This is a genomic window from Streptomyces nymphaeiformis (assembly GCF_014203895.1).
Lineage (GTDB): Bacteria > Actinomycetota > Actinomycetes > Streptomycetales > Streptomycetaceae > Streptomyces > Streptomyces nymphaeiformis.
The window spans coordinates 305,471-329,296 of sequence record NZ_JACHJY010000007.1; the positions used below are offsets into that span (position 1 = coordinate 305,471).

Below are 23,826 nucleotides of genomic sequence, written 5' to 3' on the forward strand. Positions count from 1 at the left end.
GCCCGCTCCCCGGGAGCATCCGCACACCTTTAAATACGCAGATCATCTACCAGATTGGGAGTTCTCATGCTGTCCGAGCAGGCCGTCCCTGTCGTCCGTGCCACCCTGCCCGCCGTCGGCGGCGCCCTCGACGAGATCACCGAGCGCTTCTACGGGCGTCTCTTCGCCGCCCACCCCGAGCTCCTGCGCGACCTGTTCAACCGCGGCAACCAGGCCAACGGCGAGCAGCGGAAGGCGCTGGCCGGCTCCATAGCCGCCTTCGCCGTGGCCCTCCTCGAGAGCCCCGACAGCCGCCCCGACACGATGCTGTCCCGGATCGCGCACAAGCACGCCTCGCTCGGCGTCACCTCCGAGCAGTACAAGATCGTGCACGAGCACCTCTTCTCCGCCATCGTGGAGGTCCTCGGCGACGCCGTGACCCCCGAGGTCGCGCAGGCCTGGGACGAGGTGTACTGGCTGATGGCGAACGCGCTCATCGCCGTGGAGGCCCGCCTCTACCAGGAGGCCGGCGTCGCCGAGGGCCAGGTCTGGCGGACCATGGAGATCGCCGAACGGCGCGAGGAGACGGCCGACACGGCGTCCTTCGTCCTGCGGCTGACCGACGGGACCCCGACGGCCCCGTTCCGGCCGGGGCAGTACGTGAGCGTCCAGGTCGCCCTGCCCGACGGCGCCCGGCAGATCCGCCAGTACAGCCTGTCCGCCGCTCCCGGACACCCGCAGTGGCGGATCACCGTGAAGCGGGTCGACGGCGACCCGGCGGGCGAGGTCTCCTCCTGGCTGCACGCCCACGCGGGCGCGGGCGACACCGTGGAGGTCTCGGTCCCCTTCGGCGACCTGGTCCTGCCCGAGGGCGACAGCCCCCTGTTGCTCGCCTCCGCCGGGATCGGCAGCACCCCGATGCTGGCGATGCTCGACCACCTGGTCACCACCGGGTCGAAGCGACCGGTCGTCGTGGTGCACGCCGACCGCTCCCCCGCCTCCCACGCGCACGCCGACGAGCTGCGGCGCCTCGTGGACGCGCTGCCGCAGGGGACGCTCCACCTCTGGTACGAGGAGCCGGGCGAGTCCGGCGCCCGGCCGGGCCGCGCGGATGTCACGCTCATCGACCTCCCGGCGGGCACCACCGCGTACCTGTGCGGGCCGCTGCCCTTCCTGCGCGCGGTACGCGGCGACCTCCTCGGCCGGGGCACCGCCGCGGCCGACATCCACTACGAGGTGTTCGGCCCCGACCTGTGGCTCGGCACCGAGGGCTGACCCACCCTCACCGCCCGTTCCCTTCGATCCCCAAGCGCCATGGCGCCACAGCCACGGATATTGCATAGTGAGGTCCCATATCAACCTCGCAATCAGCGGGTTCACAGGAAATGGACGGAAACGATGGGATCGTTCGGAGCAGCAGCGGGCGGCCGGGCCACGGGGCGGCCGGTGCGTGGGATCGCCCTCGACATCGGCAGTTCCCGGACCCGCGCCTGGGCGCCGGGGGCGGGCGTCTTCGCGGACGTTCCGAGCGGTCCCGTCCGGCGCGGCCGGGTGACCGATGCCGACTCCCAGCTCCGGCTGCTCCGCAGCCTGACCGCCTCGGCCCCGGGCGACGGCGGGCACGACACCGTCGTGATGCTCACCCACCCGGTCCTCGCGGCCCCGGAGGAGCGGGCGGCGGCACGGCGGATGGTGGACGGTCTCGGCCCGGTGCGGGTCATCGCCGTGGACAGCGCCCGCGCGGCCGCCGCCTACGCCGCCCCGTCCGGCGGGGGACCGCTGCTCGTCGTCGACCTCGGCGCCCAGCTGACGGAGGTCACCCTCGTCGTGGACGGACTCGTCGAGGACGCCCGGCTGGCCGAGGTGGGCCTCGACGACCTCCCGGAATCGGGGAGCGGGGCGGACACGATCGCCGCGACGACCGCCGACATGGTGAGCGACCTGTGGCGGCACGACCGCACCGGCGCCGTCCGCGGGGCGCTGCGCCGGGGCGTCCTGGTGACCGGCGGCGGCGCGCTGCGGCTCGACGTGACCGGGCGCCTGGCCCACCTCCTACGGGCCCGGCTCCGCCTGGCGAACGACCCGTCCACCAGCGTCGTCCGGGGCGCGGGCCTGATGCTGGCCTCGGCCTTGCGCCACCCGGCGGGCGCGCTCCCCCGCGGCTGACGGGGGCGACACCGAGCGGGAACGACAGAGCCCCGGTTGGACGGGGGATTCCAACCGGGGCCGATTGCCGTGACGGCGCGAAGAGCGGTCACCTCTCGGGGGGGGACCTTGGGGACCGGGCCCCTTCGCAGTCACGTACGTATGAACGGTAAACCTTTCCCGAATGTTCCGAGGCATCCCCGGTGGGCGATGTGAGTCACCTCACCCGATTTCGGCAGGTCCGTCAGTCCTTCTCGGGACGGTAGACGGTGCCGGGCTCGGCCTTCCCGGGAGCGAGGAGCTCCGGCACCGTCACGAACGTGAAGCCCCGCCGCTTGAGCTCGTCGATGATCGAGGGCACGGCCGGCACCGTGCCGTCGTAGATGTCGTGGAGCAGGATGATCCCGTCGCGGTGCGCCTGCTCCAGGACCCGCTGCCGTATGAGGGCCGAGTCGGTGGTCGAGTAGTCCTTGGCCGTGATGCTCCACAGGACCTGGGCCAGACCGAGCTCCCGGCTGACGTCGGACACCGTGCCGTCGGTGCGGCCCTGCGGCGGACGCATGAGCGTGGGCTTCCGGCCGGTGATCTTCTCGATGGCGTCCTGGGTGCGGGACAGCTCCTCGCGGACCTCGGACTCGTCGAGGTCGGTCAGGATCCGGTGCGACCAGGTGTGGTTGGCGACCTCGTGGCCCTCGTCGGAGATGCGCTTGACCACGTCGGGATAGCGGTCGACGTGCTTGCTGCCGAGGAGGAAGAAGGTGGCGCGCACCTGCTTCTCCTTGAGGACGTCGAGGAGGTGGGGGGTGTCCTCTCCCGGCCCCGCGTCGAAGGTCAGGGCTATGCACTTGACCTTCGTGCAGTCGACGCGGCGGGCGGTGCCGCCCGCCTTGTCGTCCGTCGCGGCGTCGCGGCGGGCGTCCTGCGGGGTGACCGGGTCGACGCCGCAGGCTCCGAGCGTCAGCATCAGCGTGGCCGCGGCGAGCACGGCGGTGCCCACCGTCCTGCTGCGGCCAGACCTGGATCGGAACATGGTGGACCCGCTTTCCCCGTGGTGTCTTCGGTACGGCCGTCACCGCTGGTCAGGGCGGTGATCACAACCGGAAACCACTCTACACATGGTGTATACCGGGGAGATCGGCGGGGTCCGCCGACCGTTCAGACGGCGCGGGGTGGTGCGGCGCGGCGCAGGGCGGCGCGGCGCGGTGCGGTGGGTTCGGTGCAGCGTGACGCGATGCGGGCCGGTGCACGGACCGCAAGAAGCTCACGGGCACGCAGGAACCCCGGGCGGCGCCCGTCCGCGCCACCCGGAGCCTTCACACGCCCCGCTCAGCGGGACGCGAGCAACAGCCGGGCCTCGGTCTCCTGGTCACCGGAGACGGACTGCATCGACTGGATGTCGAAGCCCGTGGCGAGCACCTTCTCGACCTCGTCGACGGCGTGGTAGCCGCCGGTCAGCGTGGCTCCGACCAGGGCGGACAGGTGGGTGGGGGCCACGTCCTCGTGCCGTCCACCGGCCGTGTCGAACGTTGCGGTCCAGACAGTGGGAGCCGGTCCCGTCGCCACCTGCGGGCTCGGTGTCGTCATGTCCTCCAGCCGGTAGACCCGGTCGAGGACGTCGAACACGGCCTGGGCGTCCTCCTTGCAGCAGTCGCTGAGCTGCACGGTGACGTCGGTGTCGATGTGCAAGTCGTACACGTCGCTCATCTCCTCGCGGCCCGCCGGCCGCTCGTGGTGCCACGCACGCCTCGTGCCGGGCGCTCGTCGTGCCACGTCTCCAGCATCCCTCGCGGGAGGCCGCCCCGCGAGACCCGTCGACGTCGACCCCCGTCAGCGGCCTTCGGTGATGCGCTCCACCGTGTCGGCCTCCGAGGCGCGTTTGTCGGGCCGGTGCCGTACGACCCGGGCGAAGCGGAGCGTGACGCCCGCCGGGTAGCGCGTCGAGGTCTGGAGCCCGTCGTACGCGATCTCCACGACGAGCTCAGGTCTCACGCGTACGGTGAATCCGTCGTCCGACACGGCGAGTTCACGGAGCCGCTCGGTCTGCCACCGCAGCATCTCGTCCGTGAGCCCCTTGAAGGTCTTGCCCAACATGGCGAACCCGCCGTCGGCGGTCCGCGCGCCGAGGTGGAGGTTGGAGAGCAGCCCTGTCCTGCGGCCGTGGCCCCGCTCCACGGCGAGCACGACGAGGTCGACGGTGTGGACGGGTTTCACCTTCAGCCAGGTCCGTCCCCTGCGTCCCGCCGCATAGGGCGCCTCCAACGCCTTCACGAGCACGCCCTCGTGCCCCCGCGACAGCGTGTCCGCGTAGAACCGCTCGGCGGCCTCGGCCTGCGCGGCGTCGGCCGGATCGGCGACGACGGTACGGCGCACCCGCTGGGCCTCCGGCAGCAGGCGGGCCAGGACGGCGTGCCGCTCCAGACCCGGCCGGTCGATCAGCTCCTCGCCCTCCACCGCGAGGACGTCGAAGAAGACCGGCGTGAGGGGAAGCGCGGCCCGCGCACCGGCCACGTCGGCCCGGGAGCCGACCCGGGCGGCGATCGACTGGAAGGACACGGGGCGTCCGGTCCCGGGGTCGAGGGCGATCACTTCCCCGTCCAGGATGAAAACGTCGGCATCGACCGCACGAGCCGTCGCGACCACCTCCGGGAGCCGATCGGTGATGTCGTCGAGCGAGCGCGTGTACACCCGGACGTCCTCGCCGCGCCGATGCACCTGCACGCGGATCCCGTCGAGCTTCTCCTCGACGGCGCACGCCCCCAGACCGGCGATCGCCTCGGCGACGGAGCCGGCGGTGTGCGCGAGCATCGGCTGCACGGGGCTGCCGACCCGCAGGGTGAACCGGTCGAGCGCGGACGCCCCCTCGGCCAGCACGGCCTGGGCGACCGGAGGCAGCGAGCCTTCGAGCATCACGGCGCGCCGCAGATCCGAGGCGGGCACCCCGGCGGCCCGCGCGACCCCCTCCAGGGCGACGGCGTCCAGCGCCCCCTGCCGCACCTCGCCCGCCAGCAACCGCACCAGCAGTTCCTGTTCGTCGAGGGTCGCGGCGGAGATCAACTGGTGCACGAGCCGGGTCCGCTCGGCCCGCACTCCCGCGCCGGACACGGCGGCGAGCTCCGCCATCGTCTCGTCGACCTGCCCGAGCGTGAGGGCGGGCCTGTCGGCGGGCGGAACGGCCGGCGGGATGACGTCCTTGAGGATGCTCCACCCGACCCCGATCCGCCCCTGCGGCAGCCGCCCGGACAGATACGCGATGACGAGCGGACTCTCGTCGGACCCGGCCTCGGCGAACAACTCGGCCAGCAGTGCGATCTTGCGCGACCGCGCCGACGCGGCGGCGACCTCCCGGGACACTTCCGCGACTCGCGCAAGCAGCATGGGCTCATCCTCTCCGCCCGTCGCCCCGACCGCATGCCAGGACGCCCCCTTTCAGGGCCAGGCCACCGGACGCCTCCGCCGCCGTGGCGGACGCCCCGCATCCGCCCCTTTCCCCCGCCGGAAACGCTCCAGGAGCCTCACCCGCGCGGGACGGCCCGGCGGACGATCGATCACCAGAGTCCGGGCCTCCGGAGCCGACACCACGGGAACCTCCACGGCCGGAACATCCACCGCCGAAACCGGCACCGCGGATCCCGCCCGCACCGTCATCACCGGCACACCGACCTCACCACGCATCTCCCCTGGATGGGGCGCCTGCCGCTCCGCGCGGGCCTCGTCCAGGGCCATGGCCAGGCTCACTCGGTGCCAGAGGATCTCGTCCGGGTCGTCGGCCCGCGTCAGCCGTTCGGCGATCTCGCGCGCGACCGGCGCCATCGGCATCCCGGGTGGCGGAGGTGGTCGCAGCCGGTCGAGGTGGGTGCGTTCGTAGGGATCGTCGACGACCTCGGCCACCTGGACCGGGTCGAGCAGGGAGGCGATGGCGGCTGCCCGAGCCCACGGGTCCTCGGTCCCACGGAGCAGCAGGGCCAGCCGTCGCGCCCGCCAGTTCCTGGCCCGCAGGTCCTCGCGCGCGGCAAGACGCTCGCGGACCTCCAGCGGCAGCCGTCCTGCAAGCAGGGCCGGACAGGAGAGGCCGAACTCGGCGACCTCCTGCGCCAGATACAGCCACACCACCGCCCGGTAGCGGTTCAGCGAGAACCGCACCGGACTGACATGACCCGTCCGGGCGAGCCGGGTGAACCGGTCGGCGGTGATCCCGAGGAGGGCGGAGGCCTCCCCCGTACCGACCGCGCGCACCCGCTCGCGCAGTCCGTCGGGGAAGTCCGGGGCGGCCCTGAGGCGGTCGAGCTCGCGCTGCTCGACCCGCCGCCGCTCTCCCTCGCCGGCCGGCGCCGTCCTCACCAGGCCGAGTTGGACGGCGAGTCGGAACTCGTCGCGCCTCAGTTCCAGTTCCTGTGCGGCCCGCCCCGGTGTCACCGTGCGCGCGCCTTCGTCCACCGTCATTCCCCGGCCCTCCCCCTGCGTCCGTGTTCTCTCCAGATCGCGGGCCTCTCGGACCCACGAAGAAAACCGTAACGCAGAGTGACGACATCGGCGCGAACTGTGGAAAACGGCCTGTGGAAAACCGTCCCGGCAGGCGTGGTCAGAGCACTCCGCCGCCTGGGATTCCGGGCTGTCGCGCCGCCACGCCCAGGTGCTCGCCGACCCGGTTGACCAGCAGCGTCATCTCGTACGCGACCTGACCGACGTCCGCCTCCGCCGCGCTGAGGACGCACAGGCAGCTGCCTTCGCCCGCGGCTGTCACAAAGAGCAGCGCGTCGTCGAACTCCACCATCGTCTGCCGCGCCCTGCCCGCCTGGAAGTGCCGGCCCGAGCCCCTCGCGAGGCTGTGCAGGCCGGAGGAGACGGCCGCCAGGTGCTCGGCGTCCTCACGGACGAGTCCGCTGCTCGCGCCCGTCACCAGGCCGTCGTTCGACAGCACCAGCGCGTGGCGTATGTATCCGACCCGCTGCGTCAGGTCGTCCAGGAGCCAGTCCAGTTCCTTGTCCAGGGCCATCAGTGTTCCTCCCCCTAGCCGGTGCGTCCCGCGCGGCCGGACCCTGGTGGTCCTCAAGTCCCTCGTGGTCCGTACCGTCGTGGTCCGCGTATCGCCGCAAGCCTTACGCACTGTCGTGGACAGGGCAAGCACTGCACCACGCCCGCGCGTGCCGCAGGACGGGGGAACGCCGGCCCCGGCCCCGGCGCTCCCTCCCCGCTCCACCTCCCCAACTCCCTTCAACTGACGGTGTTCAGGAGCCGCGCGGTGTGCATCCGGCCGGCGTACTCGACCAGGCGGATCAGTACTTCCTTCCCCGAATCGCGGTCGCGCGCGTCGCACAGTACGACGGGCGTGCCCCGGTCCAGGTCGAGCGCCCGGGAGACGTCGTGCGCCCCGTACGTACGCGCGCCCGTGAAGCAGTTGACCGCGACCACGAACGGGATCTTCCGGTGCTCGAAGTAGTCGACCGCCGGGAAGCAGTCCTCCAGGCGTCGCGTGTCGGCGAGGACGACGGCCCCGAGGGCCCCCTGGGACAGCTCGTCCCAGAGGAACCAGAACCGGTCCTGGCCGGGCGTGCCGAAGAGGTAGAGCGAGAGCCCGGAGCGGATCGTGATGCGGCCGAAGTCCATGGCGACGGTCGTGGTGGTCTTCTGGTCGACGCCCCCGGTGTCGTCGACCAGTTCGCCGGCCCTGCTGAGCTGTTCCTCCGTCCGCAGGGGCCGGATCTCGCTGACCGCGCCGACGAGGGTGGTCTTGCCCACGCCGAATCCGCCGGCGACCAGGATCTTCAGCGCGAGGGCGGAGGTGTCCGCGCCGTCGCCCGCGCCGGTGCTCTCAGAGCGCTCGTAGGCCATCGATTACTTCCCTCAGGATTCTTTCGTCGGGGAGCTGTGCGGGCGGTACGGGCCGGCTGACGCGCACGAAGCCCGATTCGAGGAGATCGCCGAGGAGGACCCTGACGACGCCGACGGGGAGATCGGCGTCGGCCGCGAGTTCGGCCACCGACTGGGTCTCGGCCCGGCACAGGGTGAGCAGGGACCGGTGCTCGGGGCCGAGGAGCGCTTCCTCTGCCGGTCCGGGCGGCTCGTCGTCGACGACGACGAGGGCGATGAGGTCGAACCGTACGTTGCTGGGACCCGGCTTGGTCCGTCCGCCGGTCATCGCGTACGGACGGACGAGCGGTCCCGCGTCGGCGTCGTACCACTGACTGCCCGGCACGGACGGGCCGCCGGTGCTGTCGTCGTTCATGGGTCTCTCCGGGTCAGCCGGCGGCCGGCGGGGTCACCGTGACGCGCGGCGGGGTGTGCAGGTGCTCGCCGACGCGCTTCACGAGGCGGGCCATCTCGTAGGCGATGAGGCCGATGTCGGCGCTCACGGAGCTGAGGACCGCGAGGCAGGAGCCGTCTCCCGCCGCGGCGACGAAGAGGAAACCGTCGTCCATCTCGACCATCGTCTGGCGGACCCCGCCGGTGTGGAACTGGCGTCCGGCGCCCTTGGCGAGGCTGTGGAAGCCGGAGGCTATGGCGGCCAGGTGCTCGGCGTCCTCACGGCTGAGTCCGTTGGAGGCGCCGACGGCGAGGCCGTCGTTCGAGAGCACCACCGTGTGGCGGACGTCGCGGACCCGCATGACGAGGTCGTCGAGGAGCCAGTCCAGTTCGCCGGACCGGTGGTGCGAGATCCGCTCGTGGTCGATCATGAGTCGTCTCCTTCGGAGCGAGGGTCGTGAGGTGCGGTGCCGTGGCCCGGGTCGGTTCCGAAGCCCGTGCCGAGGGGGCGCCTTGTGCCCGGGGCCGCGCCGCCGCCCCGCTGCCAGCCGTCCCGGTACGCCGCCATGCGGTCCCGGGCCTGTTCCGGGGTCGGCGCGTCCGTGCCGGGTGTGGCGGGAACGAACGCCGGCGTCGGGTCCGGTGCCTCGCGCAGCTGCGGTACGAGACTCGCCTGCCGTATGCGACGCGGCAGTTCGCCTTCGGAACCGGCCTGGTCGGTCGAGCCCGCGGGCGGCTGCTCACGCGGGGGCGTGGGTACGGAGGGACCGCGGCGGCGCAGTTCGGTGACGTCCGCGGAGCCGGGTGCGGCCGTGGGCGCGGCTCCCGGCGCTGCTCCGGGTCCCGCTCCCGGCTCCGGGCGCGCCGTGAGGGCGGGCACGGCGGTCGGGCGCGCCGCCGGCTGCGGGCGCGCGGCCTGCGGGGGCTGGGGCGGGCCCGGGGGCCGCGATCCGTCCGCCTGCCGGGGCAGGCTCGCGGGGCGCGTTCCCGCCGGCGGCTGCGGGGCGGCGCGGTGTCCGGACGGGACGGAGGGGGCGGACGGGACGGACGGGGCCGACGGGGCGGGAATCCCGGGCAGCGCAGGGCTCGTCGGGGCGGGCGGAGTGGGCGGGGCGGGCCGCGCGACCTGGGGCCGGCCGAAGCGGCGGGCCTCGGCGCGCTGCGCCTCCTCGCGCTCCCGCGCGGCACGCTGGTTGTCGGCGTGCGGGGCCTCTTCGGCGCGGAAGCCGTTCCTCGACCCGTCGACGCCCGACGCGTGGGTACGGGGGTCCCCCGCGCGCGGGGTTCCGGCGTGCGGCGTGTCGGAGTCGCTCTCCGACGTGCCGCGGCCGGGTGGCAGGGCGCCCTGGAGCAGATCGGTCGGGAGCAGGACGACGGCGGTCGTACCGCCGTAGGGGGACGTCCTCAGGTGGACCTTGATGTCGTGGCGGGAGGAGAGGCGGCTGACCACGAACAGGCCGAGCCGGTCGCTGTCGAAGAGGTCGAGGGCTTCGGACTGGGCGATACGGGCGTTCGCCTCGGCGAGGGTCTCGCTGCCCATGCCGAGCCCCCGGTCCTCGATCTCCAGGGCGTAGCCGTTGCCGACGGGTTCGCCGCTGACCCGGACCTTGGTGTGCGGCGGGGAGAACTGGGCGGCGTTCTCGATGAGTTCGGCCAGGAGGTGGGTGAGGTCGGCGACGGCTCCGCCGACGACCGCCGTCTCGGGGAGCCGGCGCACCTCCACGCGCGCGTAGTCCTCGATCTCGGAGACGGCGGCGCGAACGACGTTGGTGAGGGGGACGGGCATGCGCCAGGCGCGCCCGGGGGCGGCTCCGGACAGGATGATCAGGCTCTCCGCGTGGCGCCGCATACGGGTGGTGAGGTGGTCGAGGCGGAAGAGGTCGCCGAGCTCGTTGGGGTCGTCGGCGCGCCGTTCCATGCTGTCCAGGAGGTTGAGCTGGCGGTGGACGAGGACCTGGCTGCGGCGGGCGAGGTTGACGAAGACCCCGGAGATGCCGCTGGCGAGTTCGGCGCGTTCGACGGCGGCGGAGAGGGCCGCGCGGTGGACGGTGGTGAGGGCTTCGCCGACCTGGCCGATCTCGTCCTGGGAGACGGGCCCGGGCGGAGCTTCGGCCTGGACGTCGATCTCCTCGCCCGCGCGGAGCCTGCGCATGGCGGCGGGGAGTTTGCGGCGCGCGATGCCGAGGGCGGTGTTGCGGAGGCTGACGAGCTCGACGACGAGACCACGCCCGATCCGTACGGAGATGACGAGCGAGGCGGCGACGGCGGCGAGGCCGAGCACGACCGCCGCGCCGCCCGCCGTGAAGGCGCCGTCGGCGAGCGGATCGGCGTGGTCGGCGGCCACACCGCGCGCGTCCGTCTCGATCGCGGCGAGTCCGCCTCGGACGGCGGCGAGGGAGTCGTCCCATTCGGCGGAGGTGACCGCCTGGGCGGCGGGGCGGCCCGGGCTCGCGGCGCCGACCCGGTCCTCCGCCCGGGTGAGCCGCGCCTGGTCGCCACCGGCGGAGAGCCGGGCCCAGGCGGCCCGTGCGGCGGCGGGCAGGTCGACGGTGGCCGAGGCGGTGAGGGTGCGCCGGGTCTCGACGGCCCCGGAGAACTCGCGGAGCCGGTCCGCGGTCAGCCGGCCGGTGAGGTGGGCGGAGGTGAGGAGGGCGTCCTCGCGGGACAGCATCTCGCCGGCCCGGCCGAATTCGAGGAGTACGCGCGCGTCGGACCCCTGCTCGGCGTCCTGGATGCCGGTGAGGGCACCACCGACGGCGAACGCGGCGGAGATGGTGTCCGTGTACGCCCCGTACACCTGGTCCCAGTCGGCGCGGCCTTCGGCCGCGGCGGTACGGAGCCGGGCGAGGCCCTCGACCTTGCCGACGAACGCGCTCACCCGGCCGGCGACCTCGCCGGGCAGGTCTCCGGTGTCGCCGACGGTGTGCGTGCCGTCCAGGCGGAGCCGGTCGACGGCCTCGTCCGTCCGGCGGATCCGGTCCTTGAGCTCGGCGGCCCGGGTGGAGCCGGGCGCCGCGACCTGCCGTACGGCGGCGCGCCGTTCGTCCTGGAGGGCGGTGAGGGCGGCCGTCACCGGCCCGCGGATCTCGGCGTCGACCCGCTGGAGCTGGCGGAGCCGGGCGACGTCCTGCGCGGTGGTGACGGTGGCCAGGCCCCACAGAGCGAGGAGCGAGACGACCGGGACCATCAGGAGCGAGACGATCTTGGCGCGGACCGAGCGCGGGCGCAGCCCCTGGAACGCGGGACGGGCAGGGCGCGCGTCGGGCGCGTGCGGCCCGTCGGAGCCTTCGCCTCGTGCCGCGTGCCCTGCGGTCGGGGAGGCCTCCGTGGTCCGGGGCCGTGCCGTGTGCTCCGTGGCCGGAGGGCCTTCGGCGGTCCGGGGCCGTGCCCCGTGCCCTGCGGTCGAGGAGGCCTCCGGGGTCCGGGGCCGTGCCCCGTGGGCCGCGGGGGTCCGCTCCCCCGGCTCGTCGGCGGGCGGGCCCGCGTGAGCGCGCCGCCCGCGCGCGGCCGCAGCCGGTGGTGTGGCCGCGTCGGCGTCCTTGGTCTTGCGGGGAGTTCGCATGGCCTCCTCGTTCCGGCTGCGTCTGGCTCTGGTGCGGTGTGGCATGGCGTACGTCGGGAGGTCGGGTCAGGTCGTGGGTGTGCTGCTCGCCCCCGCGGTGCGGAAGCCGGGCGGTGCGACGTCGACCGCGCGTTCGTCCGGTTCGGCGAGACGTCCGGCCGAGGCGTACGCGGCGCGTTCGCTGGCTGTCGGGGTGAGGGCGACGAAGGCGGAGGTGATGAACAGGTACGAGCCGAGACCGACGGCGAGGGGGAAGATGAACTGCATGAGCATGGCTCCCGGGAGGGGGGCGCCGGAGGGGACGACATCGATCCGCACGGCGAACATGCCCGTGTAGTGCATGCTGGTGACGGCCGCGCCCATCACGAGCGAGGCGACGGCCACGGCCACGGGCGCGTGGATGTTGAGCGCCGCCCAGAGAGCCGCCGTGGCGGCGACGACGGCGATCAGCACGGAGAGTCCGACGAGGAGCGGGTCGTATCGCACCTGCCCGTGGAGCCGGAGTGCGGCCATGCCCAGGTAGTGCATGCTCGCCACGCCGACGCCCGTCGTCAGCCCCCCGATCAGGAGCGAACGGACCCGGTCGCGTCCGTAGCCGACGGCGAAGACGCCGACCCCGACGACGGCCATCGCCATGACGAGGCTGAGAAGGGTGAGCGGAACGTCGTAACGGATGTCGGTGCCCGTCACGCCGAAACCGAGCATGGCCACGAAGTGCATCGTCCAGATGCCGGTGCCGATCGCGGAGGCGGCGGTGAGCAGCCAGTTGCGCCGTGACCGGCCGGTCGCGTCGAGCGCTCGTACGGTGCAGCGCAGCCCGAGGGCGGCGCCGATGCAGGCCATCGCGTACGACAGCACGGGTGTCAGCCAGCCGAAGGTGGCGTGGTCCAGGTGTCCCATGGCTCCGGGACGCTAGTGCGCATCGGGGGGCGCACCAGGGGCGCATTTCGAAAGCTGTTGGAATATGACAGAGAGATGATCCCGAACGATCAGACCGGGCTCGAACGGACACACAGAACGTTCACCCCTCCGTGTGTCGAATCGTGCGAGATCATGAACGCATGAGTGATGACCCCACACAGGTACGAGAGTTCTTCGGCGCCCGCGCCGCCGACTGGGACAGCCGCTTCCCGGACGACGGCCCCGCGTACGCCGCGGCCGTGGGCGAGGTCGGCCTGCGCCCCGGCGACGCCGTGCTCGACGCCGGCTGCGGGACCGGCCGGGCGCTCCCGCCGCTCCGCGCCGCGGTCGGCCCCTCCGGCACGGTCATCGGCGCCGATCTCACCCCCGAGATGATCGATCGGGCCGTCGACGCCGGACGCGGCGGCGAGGAGGGCGGGACGCTGCTGCTCGCCGATGTCGGCCGGCTTCCCGTACGCGACGGCGCGCTCGACGCCGTGTTCGGAGCCGGGCTCGTCTCGCACCTCGCGGACCCCGTCGCCGATCTGCGGGAACTCGCCCGCGTCGTACGGCCCGGAGGGCGCCTCGCCCTCTTCCACCCGATCGGGCGCGCCGCCCTCGCGGCCCGCCACGGTCGGCAGATCACGCCGGACGACCTGCGCGCCGAACCCCGGCTGCGCCCCCTGCTCGCCGAGGCCGGCTGGCGGCTCGTCAGCTACGTCGACGAGGACGCGCGCTACCTGGCCCTCGCGGTCCGCGAGGCCTGACACCAACGCCCCCTTCTTTACCGGCACTTCACTGTCTACCGTGGACATGCCGGGCAGTCGTGCCCGGGAAAGGCGGCGGGCCGTGGCATTCATTCCCGAAAGACTCCGCAGACTCCTCCCCTCCGGCCGCAGGGCCCCCGAAGCCGCCGCGCCGGCACCACCGCGCCCACGACAGGGGCACAACCTCTTCGAGGCGGCGGCCGAGTACATCACCGCCTGCGCCGAGGACGATCCGGCCAGGGCGGAGGAGGCGGCGAGCCGGGTCTCCCCCGGCATGCTGTCCTTCGGGGTGAACGAACTGGCCTGCCGGGCCCTGATCGCCCTCGCCCGGGAACGGAACCAGCCCCCGAGCGCCGTGGCCCGCTCGCTGCTCGGCCTCCGCGACCCGTCACCCACCCGGCAGGCCGGTGACGCATGACGGGCATTCCCCGAAGAGGCGAGGTTCCGGGGCGGAGACCCTCGACGCGCGGGTTACCCACTGGTTAAGGTGCGCCGACGACCAGATGGGGAGGACGCCGTGGCTGGGACGGACCCGATCGCCGAGGCCGACGCCGACGCGCTCTTTGTGCTGACCGCGGCACTGCTGACGCCCGGGAACTTCCCGAGCGTGCTCGGGGACGACTACCCGGCGGCCTGCGCCGCGCTGGGCCTGCAGCCGTACGCCGAGGGGTACGGGCTCGTGTTCGGCCAGGACGGCCTGGGGGCCCGCTGGACGGTCGTCGTCGACGACGTGTCGCTCGTCGCAGTGGCCATCTCCTCCTGGGACTGCGGCATGGCCTACGACCTCTCCCCCGACGAGCGTTCCGTGGTGGCCGGACTGCCGGGCTGGCCACTCCCCGTGGCGACCGTCGCCCCCGGTGTCCCGGCCCCGCACGACCCGGAGCCCGAGGAGGGCGATCCCGCGCCGCTGACCCCGCCCTCCGGCGACGAGTGGGGACCGGTCCAGCGCCGGCTGGGGGCCGACGAGGTGGCCCTCCAGTGGGACGTCTGGCGGGCCAGGGTGGGCGACGAGGGCGCAGACGGGCGGCCGTCGGCGGCCGGTGCGGGAACCACGGGCACCGACAGCCCGAAGCCGCCCGCGCCGCAGGCTCAGGCCCCGGTTGCCGGAGGCGCCCCCTCCGACCCGTACACCAGCGTCAGGAAGGCCCTGCACGAGCTGCGCGGCTACCTGGAGGAGCCTCCGCCGGTCGGCCGGGTGCGATCGGCCGCCGGGATGCTGCGTGCCGACGGTCCCGGCTGGTCGCTCGTGGCCAAGGCCGACGACATGGCGTTCGTCCTCCTCGACGAGCTGCCGCGCGAGGTGCTGCCCGTGACACGGGGGCCGCATCTGCCCGCCCTCCTCGAAGCGCTCGACGCGATGGCCGTACGACCCTCCTGAGGAACTCAGTCCTCCCGAGGGTCTCCGCCTCCGCAGGGACTCCGTCCGTCACGCCCTGTCTCCACTCCCCATAGGACGACGGACGGAGATGTGGTTTCGAGCCATGGCCCGGTGGCTGGGGTGCGCCGCACGATGTGGCGCCGCACCCCTTTCACGTCGTCCCACCGGAGGCTCATCATGCGCCTGTTCCCAGGCGTCCCCCTGTTCGCCGCGCTCCTCACCGGGGTCACCGTCCTCGCCCCCGCGAGCCCCGCCGGGGCGAAAGCACCGACCACCGCGAGCCCCACCGCGGCCGATGCCCCGGCCGCCGCCCACTGCGCGCGCCAGGACCGGGTCCGGGTACCCGGCGCCGAGCGCCAGCAGTCCGCCTGTCTGGACGACCTGACGACCACCGGGCTCGCCGGCACCCCGTACACCGACATGGCGGACCAGGCGGGACTCGCCGCGAAGGCGACCCGGAACCCCTCGGGAGTGTCCGGCGTCCAGATCGACGGCTACTTCCCCGACGACTCCCTTCTGAACGCCACCCACGGCTGGGCCCATGACGCGCAGTTCGTCATCCGGCTGCCCGACCACTGGAACGGCGGGCTCGTCGTCACCGGCTCCCCCGGCAGCCGGCGTCAGTACTCCACGGACGCGCTGATCTCCGACCAGGTGCTCGCCCGGGGCTTCGCCTACGCCGCCACCGACAAGGGCAACACCGGCCCGGACTTCTTCACCGACGGGAAGGAGCCGGGCGACGCGGTCGCCGAGTGGAACCGTCGCGTGACCGAGCTGACGCGGGCCGCCAAGAAGGTCGTACGGCAGCGCTACGGCCACGCGCCGGAACGCACGTACATGACCGGCATCTCCAACGCCGGCTACCTCACGCGCTGGCAGCTGGAGAACCGGCCCGAGCTGTACGACGGCGGGGTGGACTGGGAGGGCGTGCTGTGGACGACGCGCGGCCCGAACCTGCTGACGAGCCTGCCGGTGACGGTGGCCAGGACCCAGGGCCTGGCCACCGACGAGGACCTGATCGCGGCGGGCTTCGCGCCCGGCTCGCGCTTCCTGTGGCCGTACCACGAGAAGGCCTACTGGGGCCTGACGCAGAAGCTGTTCCGGGCCGAGTTCGACCCCGCGTACGACCCGGCCTGCCCCGGCTCCACGGCCGGCGGGACCGTGGAGCAGATCTTCGCGCCCTGCGCCTCGGACGCCGCCTACGACTACGCCTCCCGGCCGGCGTCCGTGCACCGCGCGGTCGCCAAGGTCGCGCTCACCGGACGGATCGGCAAGCCGCTCATCACGCTCCACGGCGATCTCGACACCCTGCTGCCGATCGCCACGGACTCCGACGTGTACGACCGGATGATCGACGCGCGGGGCCGGGGCGGGCTGCACCGCTACTACACGGTGCAGGACGGGACGCACACGGACGGCCTGTACGACACGTATCCGGACCGCCTGCGGCCGATCCTGCCCTGCTACCGCTCCGCGTTCGACGCCCTGACGCGCTGGGTCGAGGAGGGTACGGCACCGCCCGCGGACCGTACGATCGCGCGGCCCGCGAGCGGTGACGTGGTCAACTCCTGTGCTCTGGAGGGGTGAAACCCCGGACGCTCAGACCCTCTCCAGCGGGCGGTGCGGCTCCGGCGGCAGTTCGACCCGGACCGGGTCGCCGGGCCGCACCTCCCCGCCGGTCAGAACGACGCCCATGATGCCCGCCTTGCGCACGATCTCACCGTTCTCGTCCCGGCCGAGGACCTGCTTGAGCAGCCCGTGCCGGAAGTTGTCGATCTGCGCGCAGGGGTTGCGCAGTCCGGTGACCTCGACGACGGCCTCGGCGCCGAGGTGGAGGAGCGTGCCGGTGGGCAGGGCGAGGAGGTCGATCCCCCGGGTGGTGACGTTCTCGCCGAGGTCGCCGGGGGCGACCTCGAAGCCGGCGCCGGCGACCTCGTCGAACAGCTCGGCGTGGATGAGGTGGACCTGACGCAGGTTGGGCTGAGTGGGGTCCTGCGCGACGCGGGACCGGTGCTTCACGGTCACGCCCGCGTGGACGTCGCCCTCCACGCCGAGCCCGGCGAGCAGGGTGATGCCCTCCCGGTTGGGCTTGGTGAACGAGTACGTGCCGTTGCTGCTGACCGTGGTGACGGTACCGCCGCTCATGGTGAGAGCTCCCTTCCCTGTCGGTCCGGGCGGAGGCTCCCCGCCCCCGTCCGGACCGATGATCACATCGCGCCTCTGCGTACGACCCTACTCGGCGCCCCGAGTACGCAGCGGTGCGCCCACTTCGTGCAGATGGCCCAAGGCCTGGCGGTACGAGTCCACGAAGCCGGTCTCCGTGTACGGGATGCCGAGCGCGGCGCAGTGGGCTTTGACGGCGGGCTGCGCCAGTCGGAGGTTCGGGCGCGGCATGCTCGGGAACAGGTGGTGCTCGACCTGGTAGTTGAGCCCGCCGAGGAACCAGTCGGTGAGGGCGCCGCCCCGGATGTTGCGCGAGGTGAGCACCTGGCGGCGCAGATGGCCCCAGCTGTCGCCGTCCGCGTGCTCGTCCGGCCGGTCCATGCCCTTGTGGTTGGGCGCGAACGCCATGCCGAGGTGCACGCCGAGGAGCATCTGGTGGGCGAGGGCGAAGAGGAGGGCCTGGGCGGGCGTCAGGAACGTGAGGAGCAGCGTCGCGTATCCGGCGAAGTGGGCGAGCAGGAGCGCGCCTTCGACGAGCCGTTCGCGCCGGGTGCGGCACGGGCCGTCCTTCGCGAGCAGGGCCTGGATCCCGTACACCTTGAGCGCGATGCCCTCCAGGGTGGTGAGCGGGAAGAACAGCCAGGCCTGGTGGCGGGTGAGGAACCCGCGCAGGCCCGTGCGGCCCGCCGTCTGGTGCTCGGCGAAGACGAGGATGTCGGCGGCGACGTCCGGGTCCTTGTCGAGGTGGTTGGGGTTGGCGTGGTGGCGGTTGTGCTTGTCGTTCCACCACTCCCGGCTCATGCCGAGGAGGAGGTTGGCATGGACGAGCTGGAGGATCCGGCTCGCCTTGCGGTCGGCCGTGATCTGGGCGTGGCCGGCGTCGTGGCCGACGAAGGCGGCGCGCGCCGAGAACAGGGCGAGGGGCAGGGCGAGGGGCAGCGCCCACCAGGAGGGCCCGATCAGGGCGAGCCCGGCCACCACGGCGGCGATGCCGAGGAGGTTGACGACGATGCCGCGGGCGTACCAGCCGGGGCGGTGCGCGAGGAGGCCCTGTTCCCTGACCGTCCGCAGGAGCGGGGTGAACTCGCTACCGCCTCTGGCGCGGGCGGGCGCCGCTGCGGGGGCGGCGGCCGGAGGCAGGACGGTGGCCTGGGACATGGCGGGGCTCCGGTTTCTGTCGGTCGATGAGCGAGGGGCGGACGCCTTCCGAAAACGTACGGATCCGTGATCCACCGGGGCCATGGCGTCACCACCCGTCCACGACCTGAGGCGCGCCGGGGTACGAGGGTAGGGAGATCCCCCCATCGCCGCACGTGACCCACATCACCTCGGATGCGCGCCAGGAGATCGATTCCGTCGGGTATCCTCGGCGACTCGGTCTCCAGGTAGTCAAATTTGAGGAATGCGTTGTCGCTCTCGCACGGACAAGATGACCCGGCCCGCGAACCCGTCCCCGAAGCCCCCGAACTCCTCCGCCACTCCGCCGTCTTCGTGCCCGCCGACCCGCCGCGTGCCGGACGGATCGCCTTCTGGTCACCCGACGACGAGCCCCTGCCGGACGTCCGCGACGCCGACGACGGCCACGACTCCCACCCCGGCGACACCGCGATCACGGTCGTCGACGGCGACTCGCTGCAGCTCGTGACCGTCGCCGCCCGCAGCCTGTCCGTACGGGACGCCCTGCCGTTCCTCGCACGTGCCCGGTTCTCGGACGCCGCCTCCCCCGCGACCGCGTTCTGGGGTGCCGCGTCCCTCTTCGCCCTGGACCTCGTCGCGCGCGGCCTGCTGCTGCCCGGCCTCACGCCCGCCGACCACGACGCGTGGCGCGTCGGACCGCTCGGCCCCGGCGAGCTGGACGAACTCCGCACGCTGGCGGCGTCGATGCCGCCCGCCGCGCACGCCGTCCCCCTGTCCGACGACGAGCCGCTGCTGCTGCCCGAACCCGAGGCGCTGCTGCGTGCCTTCGCCGACGCGGTGGCCGACACGCTGCCCCGTACTCCCGCCGCCCCGCTCGCGGCCGGAGGGTCGGCCTTCGCGGCCGACGCGCCGCAGACCGTCCCCGAACAGCGGGCGTGGGCCGCCGACGTGGCGGCGGTGCACGACGCGGGCGTCCGGCTCTCGCTCCGCCTCGAACTGCCCGGCTTCACCCGGAAATCTCGGGAGGCGCCCGCCTTCCGGGCGGTGCTCCAGCTGCACGGGGTCGCCGACCCGACCCTCGTCGCGGACGCGGCGGAGGTGTGGGCGGCCTCCGGCCGGGCCGGAGCCGCGTTCGGCCCCCGGGCCCGGATGGACGCCCTCCTCGCCCTCCGGCGTGCCGCCCGTGCCTGGCCCCCGCTGTCCCCGCTCCTGTCGGCGGCCGTGCCCGACACCGTCGAACTCGCCGACGAGGAGGTCGGGGAGCTCCTGGGCCCGGCGGCCGAGGCCCTCGCGGCCTCGGGCGTCCAGGTCCACTGGCCGCGCGAACTCGCCGACCGGCTCACCGCCCGCGCGGTGATCGGCCCGCAGGCAGCCGTCGGTACCGGGGCCTCCGGGCTCCGTGACGGCGTCGACGTCGACTCGGACCCCGCCGATGGCTCCCGCGCCTCCGCGCTGCCCTCCTTCCTCGCCGCGGACTCCCTGCTCGCCTTCAACTGGCGCTTCGCCGTCGGCGACCACGAGCTCACCCGCGCGGAACTCGACCGGCTCGCCGAGGCGGGACGGCCGCTCGTGCGGCTGCGCGACCGCTGGGTCCTCGTCGATCCGACCGAGGTCCGCCGGGCCCGGGCCCACCAGGACCGCAAGGTCACCCCGGTGGACGCCCTCTCGGCCGTCCTCACCGGCACCACCGAGGTCGACGGACGCACCGTCGAGGTGGCCGCGACGGGCTGGCTGGAACGGCTGCGGGAACGGCTCGCCGAACCCGAGGGCGACCGGCCGGAGATCGCACAACCCCCGGCGCTCGCCGCGACCCTGCGCGACTACCAGCTGCGCGGACTCGACTGGCTCCACCGGATGACCTCCCTCGGCCTCGGCGGCTGTCTCGCCGACGACATGGGACTCGGCAAGACGATCACGGTCATCTCCCTCCACCTGCACCGGCAGGCCGACCCGGCGTCCGCGGGCCCCACCCTCGTCGTCTGCCCGACCTCGCTCATGGGCAACTGGCAGCGGGAGATCGAGAAGTTCGCGCCCGGCACGCCGGTGCGCCGCTTCCACGGCGCGGCACGTGACCTGGAGGACCTCGCCGACGGCGGCTTCGTGCTCACCACGTACGGCACCATGCGGCTGGACGCCGAGCGGCTCGCCGCACGGAACTGGGGGCTCGTGGTCGCGGACGAGGCCCAGCACGTCAAGAACCCGTACTCGGCGACGGCCCGACAGCTGCGGACCATCGGGGCACGCGCGCGCGTGGCGCTGTCCGGCACGCCGGTGGAGAACAACCTCTCCGAACTGTGGGCGATCCTCGACTGGACCACGCCGGGGCTCCTCGGCGGTCTGGGCGCCTTCCGGACCCGGTTCGCCGCCGCCGTCGAGGGCGGGCAGGACCCGGCCGCCGCCGAGCGGCTCGCCGCGCTCGTGCGCCCCTTCCTCCTGCGCCGGCGCAAGTCCGACCCCGGTATCGCCCTCGAGCTGCCGCCGAAGACCGAGACCGATCGGACCGTCTCCCTGACGCCCGAGCAGACCGGTCTGTACGAGGCGGTGGTGCGGGAGACGCTCGCGGCGATCGCGGAGGCCGACGGCATGGAGCGCCGCGGGCTCGTCGTGAAGCTCCTGACGGGCCTCAAGCAGATCTGCAACCACCCCGCCCAGTACCTCAAGGAGGAGCGGCCGAGGATCGGGGGCCGCTCGGGCAAGCTGGAACTGCTCGACGAGCTCCTCGACACGATCGTCGCCGAGGGCGCGTGCACCCTGGTCTTCACCCAGTACGTGGGGATGGCCCGGCTCCTGGAGGCGCATCTCGAAGCACGGGGCGTGCGGACCCAGTTCCTGCACGGCGGCACACCGGTCGCCGAGCGCGAGGCGATGGTCGCCCGCTTCCAGGGCGGGGAGGTGCCGGTCTTCCTCCTGTCCCTGAAGGCCGCCGGGACCGGTCTCAACCTGACCCGCGCCGAGCACGTCGTGCACTACGACCGCTGGTGGAACCCGGCCGTGGAGGCGCAGGCCACCGACCGCGCGTACCGCATCGGGCAGGACCGGCCGGTGCAGGTCCACCGGCTGATCGCCGAGGGCACGATCGAGGACCGGATCGCCGCGATGCTCGACCGCAAGCGCGAGCTGGCGGACACCGTCCTGGGCTCCGGCGGCGACGCCCCGCCGGAGCTGACCGAACTGACCGATGCCGAACTGGCGGAGCTGGTGCGACTGCGAGGGGACGGACGATGAGCGAGTACGGACAGGGGAACGGCCCCGCCCACGGGTACGGGGACGACGAGCGGACGTTCGAGGCGCTGCCGCCGGCGCAGGGCGGCGCGTTCACCCGCACCTGGTGGGGACGGGTGTGGCTGAAGGCCCTCGAGGACAGCGCGCTGGACCTGCAGCAGCTCAAGGCGGGACGCCGGCACGCGCGCGCGGGGGCGGTGGGCGCCGTCTCGGTGCGGCCCGGCCGGATCACCGCGATGGTCAAGGACCGTGACGGCACGGCGTACCGCAGCGACGTGCTGGTGCGCGAGTTCTCGGAGGAGCAGTGGGAGCGGCTCCTCGACCTCGCCGTGGACAGTGCGGGCCACATCGCCGCGCTCCTCGACCGCGAGATGCCGCCGCACCTGGTGGAGGACGCTGCGGCGGCCGGGCTCGACCTCCTGCCGGGCATCGGGGACCTGGAGGCGGAGTGCGCCTGCGAGGCCTGGGACCACTGCCCGCACACGACGGCGCTCTGCTACCAGGTCGCCCGCCTGCTCGACGAGGACCCGTTCGTCCTCCTGCTCATGCGGGGGCGGGGCGAGCGCACCCTCCTGGAACTGCTGCAGACGCGCAGTGCCGCACGGGCCGCCGTGCCGTCCGCGCGCGGCGAGGAGGAGGCCGGCGGGCCCGGAGAGGTCGGCGGGATGCCCGGCGTGTCGGCCGAGGAGGCGTTCGCGGCGGGGTTCCTCGTACCCCCGCTGCCCACCCCTCCGGTCCTCCCGGCCGCGCCCGGCCGGTCGCCGTCCCTGGACACGGACACCCCGCCGGAGCCGGGGGTCGACCCGGCGGCCCTCGAGTTCCTCGTGGCGGACGCGGCGGCACGCGCGCACCGGCTGCTCGGCACGCTGCTGAGCGGTGGGGACACGACGGCCCCGGCCGCAGCCCGTCCGACGGTCGCTCAGGACGCGGTACGGCTCGCGGCGGGCGCTCCCGTTCCGTGGATCGCCGCGCGGCTCGCCGCCGGTTCGGGCAGGTCGCGGGCGGAGCTGGACCTGGCCACGCGCGCGTGGCGGTTCGGCGGCGCCGCCGCCCTCGCCGTACTGGACGAGGAGTGGGCACCGGACGCCGAGGCGCTGGAACGGGCCGGGGCCAGGCTCGCCGAGGCCTGGGCGGACGACGACCGGCCGGCGCTGCGGCAGGCGGGCGGCGGGCGGTGGACGGCCGTGGGCACGGAGGCTCAGCTGCGGCTCGGCGAGGACGGACGCTGGTGGCCGTACGTGAAGGCCGGGGCCCGCTGGTCCCCGGCCGGTCCGGCGGACCGGGACCCGGCGGCGGCCCTGGCGACGGCGTTCGCCGCCGGTGCTACTGGAGCCGGTGGCTGAGCGTGTCGCCGAGGACGGCCAGGCTGCAGGCGACGGTGTCCGCGCCGAGGAGATGACTCGTCAGGTACGGGTACTGGACGAAGGTCGTCCAGCGCGTGCCGAGCGGCTGCCGGGCGGCCTTGAGCCGGAGCGGTTCGCGGCAGAGCAGGGTGGCGGCGTCGCGTACCGCCCGATCGGTGGCGAAGGAGCCGACCAGGCGGGGCCGGGCGACGAGTTCGGCGTGGTGCGGCGTGTCGCAGCGCCGCCGGAGGGCGGTGCCGGGCGCGTCGCGGTCGATGTCGAAGCAGTCGCCGATGCGCAGCGCCTCGTAGGAGACGGAGCGCTCGCGGGCCGGGGCGCCGGTCGGGCGGCCGGAAGGGGTGGCGCCGGTCGAGGGCGTGCCGTTCGCGGGTGCGGGGGCCCCGGACCGGGTCGGCTCCGCGGACGTACTGCTCTGTGCGCGGCCCGAGCGGTCCTCGGACGCCGTCCGCGTGCCGCCCGTGGCCGTGGAGTTCGGGGGCGTGCCCGCGCTCGGCGTGTCGGCCGTCCCGGCGGTCGGACCCGTCCCGCCGGTGACGACCGGCGCCGGCGCGCCGACCGGGTCCCCGCCCGGCCGGCCGTCGGCGGGTCCGCCACCCTCCGCCCCGCTTCGGGCGGTCAGGAAGGCGCCTGCCACGAGGCCTGCCGTGAGCAGGGGCAGGAGGGGCACACCGAACCAACGGGCGCGCCGCGCCTCCGGTCCCGGCCGGGCCGCGCCGAGCCGGACGAAACGCGTGGGCCAGGGGGACTCGCCACCGGTGCCGGGGGGCCTGGTGACGAGCGGGTCGGGCACGAGGGCGTCGAGAGGGCGCGCCTCGGCAGGCCGAGGCGCGTCAGTGCCCGTCTCGGCATCTTTCTCACCGGACGGGCCCGGGCGGTCCGGCTCGGACGGAGGCGTGGCGGTCGGCGGGTGGGACACAGGGACCAGGTTCGCCGTTCGGCGGCGACTCGGCCAGCTTTCACCGGCCGCCG

General features: G+C 73.9%; 21 protein-coding genes. 8 read left to right on the forward strand and 13 right to left on the reverse strand.

The features are described from left to right. Positions 1-66 precede the first annotated feature (66 nt). Together GGE06_RS24815 and GGE06_RS24820 are read left to right on the forward strand one after the other, a co-directional pair. Complete coding sequence (locus tag GGE06_RS24815; RefSeq protein ID WP_116164276.1) at positions 67-1,254, forward strand: globin domain-containing protein; 1,188 nt, start codon at positions 67-69, stop codon at positions 1,252-1,254. A 123-nt stretch (positions 1,255-1,377) separates the two neighbouring features. Beyond that, positions 1,378-2,145, forward strand: coding sequence for a rod shape-determining protein (locus GGE06_RS24820; protein ID WP_116164274.1), 768 nt, complete (start codon positions 1,378-1,380; stop codon positions 2,143-2,145). A 223-nt stretch (positions 2,146-2,368) separates the two neighbouring features. On the opposite strand, the gene GGE06_RS24825 is transcribed toward GGE06_RS24820, so the two are convergent. The 10 genes from GGE06_RS24825 to GGE06_RS24870 all read right to left on the reverse strand — a co-directional run bounded on the left by GGE06_RS24825 (position 2,369) and on the right by GGE06_RS24870 (position 12,826). Beyond that, on the reverse strand, positions 2,369-3,154 hold the full coding sequence (locus GGE06_RS24825; RefSeq protein WP_116164272.1) for a polysaccharide deacetylase family protein: 786 nt from the start codon (positions 3,152-3,154) through the stop codon (positions 2,369-2,371). Positions 3,155-3,450: 296 nt separating this feature from the next. Beyond that, positions 3,451-3,894 carry a hypothetical protein gene (locus GGE06_RS24830; protein WP_312883281.1) on the reverse strand — a complete coding sequence of 148 codons (444 nt, stop codon included), beginning with the start codon at positions 3,892-3,894 and terminating at the stop codon, positions 3,451-3,453. Between the two features lie 57 nt (positions 3,895-3,951). Then, entirely contained in the window at positions 3,952-5,499 is a 1,548-nt protein-coding gene (locus GGE06_RS24835; RefSeq protein ID WP_116164268.1) for an ATP-dependent DNA ligase, read from the reverse strand. A gap of 51 nt (positions 5,500-5,550) precedes the next feature. Then, the gene (locus tag GGE06_RS24840; protein WP_116164266.1) at positions 5,551-6,564 is read right to left on the reverse strand and encodes a DUF6397 family protein; all 1,014 of its coding nucleotides are present in this window, start codon (positions 6,562-6,564) and stop codon (positions 5,551-5,553) included. Between the two features lie 139 nt (positions 6,565-6,703). Then, a complete protein-coding gene (locus GGE06_RS24845; RefSeq protein WP_116164264.1) occupies positions 6,704-7,117 on the reverse strand; it encodes a roadblock/LC7 domain-containing protein in 414 nt (137 codons plus the stop codon). A 218-nt stretch (positions 7,118-7,335) separates the two neighbouring features. Further along, positions 7,336-7,953 (reverse strand): GTP-binding protein, encoded by a 618-nt coding sequence (locus tag GGE06_RS24850; protein ID WP_116164262.1) that lies wholly within the window; start codon positions 7,951-7,953, stop codon positions 7,336-7,338. Continuing rightward, positions 7,934-8,347 carry a DUF742 domain-containing protein gene (locus GGE06_RS24855; protein ID WP_116164260.1) on the reverse strand — a complete coding sequence of 138 codons (414 nt, stop codon included), beginning with the start codon at positions 8,345-8,347 and terminating at the stop codon, positions 7,934-7,936. The genes GGE06_RS24850 and GGE06_RS24855 overlap by 20 nt, the downstream gene beginning before the upstream one ends. A 13-nt stretch (positions 8,348-8,360) precedes the next feature. Next, positions 8,361-8,795 carry a roadblock/LC7 domain-containing protein gene (locus tag GGE06_RS24860; RefSeq protein WP_116164258.1) on the reverse strand — a complete coding sequence of 145 codons (435 nt, stop codon included), beginning with the start codon at positions 8,793-8,795 and terminating at the stop codon, positions 8,361-8,363. Further along, positions 8,792-11,926 (reverse strand): sensor histidine kinase, encoded by a 3,135-nt coding sequence (locus tag GGE06_RS24865; RefSeq protein ID WP_376773586.1) that lies wholly within the window; start codon positions 11,924-11,926, stop codon positions 8,792-8,794. The genes GGE06_RS24860 and GGE06_RS24865 overlap by 4 nt, the downstream gene beginning before the upstream one ends. A 66-nt stretch (positions 11,927-11,992) precedes the next feature. Continuing rightward, positions 11,993-12,826: an MHYT domain-containing protein gene (locus GGE06_RS24870; protein WP_116164255.1), complete on the reverse strand. Its 834-nt coding sequence runs from the start codon at positions 12,824-12,826 to the stop codon at positions 11,993-11,995. Positions 12,827-12,987: 161 nt separating this feature from the next. On the opposite strand from GGE06_RS24870, the gene GGE06_RS24875 reads away from it, so the two are divergent. The 4 genes from GGE06_RS24875 (at position 12,988) to GGE06_RS24890 (ending at position 16,558) form a co-directional block, all read left to right on the forward strand. After that, complete coding sequence (locus GGE06_RS24875) at positions 12,988-13,593, forward strand: class I SAM-dependent methyltransferase (RefSeq protein WP_116164253.1); 606 nt, start codon at positions 12,988-12,990, stop codon at positions 13,591-13,593. An 82-nt stretch (positions 13,594-13,675) separates the two neighbouring features. Further along, positions 13,676-14,011 carry a hypothetical protein gene (locus GGE06_RS24880; protein WP_181924784.1) on the forward strand — a complete coding sequence of 112 codons (336 nt, stop codon included), beginning with the start codon at positions 13,676-13,678 and terminating at the stop codon, positions 14,009-14,011. A 99-nt stretch (positions 14,012-14,110) separates the two neighbouring features. After that, the gene (locus GGE06_RS24885) at positions 14,111-14,971 is read left to right on the forward strand and encodes a hypothetical protein (protein ID WP_184931752.1); all 861 of its coding nucleotides are present in this window, start codon (positions 14,111-14,113) and stop codon (positions 14,969-14,971) included. 177 nt (positions 14,972-15,148) lie between these two features. Beyond that, on the forward strand, positions 15,149-16,558 hold the full coding sequence (locus tag GGE06_RS24890; RefSeq protein ID WP_184931753.1) for a tannase/feruloyl esterase family alpha/beta hydrolase: 1,410 nt from the start codon (positions 15,149-15,151) through the stop codon (positions 16,556-16,558). A gap of 12 nt (positions 16,559-16,570) precedes the next feature. Here GGE06_RS24890 and GGE06_RS24895 read toward each other — a convergent pair whose 3' ends face one another. Both GGE06_RS24895 and GGE06_RS24900 read right to left on the reverse strand, forming a co-directional pair. After that, positions 16,571-17,116, reverse strand: a complete 546-nt coding sequence (locus tag GGE06_RS24895) for an MOSC domain-containing protein (RefSeq protein WP_184931754.1) — start codon at positions 17,114-17,116, stop codon at positions 16,571-16,573. 87 nt (positions 17,117-17,203) lie between these two features. Beyond that, complete coding sequence (locus GGE06_RS24900; protein ID WP_116164243.1) at positions 17,204-18,292, reverse strand: fatty acid desaturase family protein; 1,089 nt, start codon at positions 18,290-18,292, stop codon at positions 17,204-17,206. A gap of 249 nt (positions 18,293-18,541) precedes the next feature. Between GGE06_RS24900 and GGE06_RS24905 the strand changes: the two genes are divergently transcribed. Both GGE06_RS24905 and GGE06_RS24910 read left to right on the forward strand, forming a co-directional pair. Then, positions 18,542-21,496 carry an SCO1167/SCO6262 family helicase gene (locus GGE06_RS24905; RefSeq protein ID WP_246532727.1) on the forward strand — a complete coding sequence of 985 codons (2,955 nt, stop codon included), beginning with the start codon at positions 18,542-18,544 and terminating at the stop codon, positions 21,494-21,496. Continuing rightward, positions 21,493-22,836, forward strand: a complete 1,344-nt coding sequence (locus tag GGE06_RS24910) for an SWF or SNF family helicase (RefSeq protein ID WP_184931756.1) — start codon at positions 21,493-21,495, stop codon at positions 22,834-22,836. The genes GGE06_RS24905 and GGE06_RS24910 overlap by 4 nt, the downstream gene beginning before the upstream one ends. On the opposite strand, the gene GGE06_RS24915 is transcribed toward GGE06_RS24910, so the two are convergent. Next, positions 22,817-23,647 (reverse strand): hypothetical protein, encoded by an 831-nt coding sequence (locus GGE06_RS24915; RefSeq protein WP_184931757.1) that lies wholly within the window; start codon positions 23,645-23,647, stop codon positions 22,817-22,819. The two genes, GGE06_RS24910 and GGE06_RS24915, sit on opposite strands and share 20 nt — an antisense overlap. Positions 23,648-23,826: the final 179 nt, after the last annotated feature.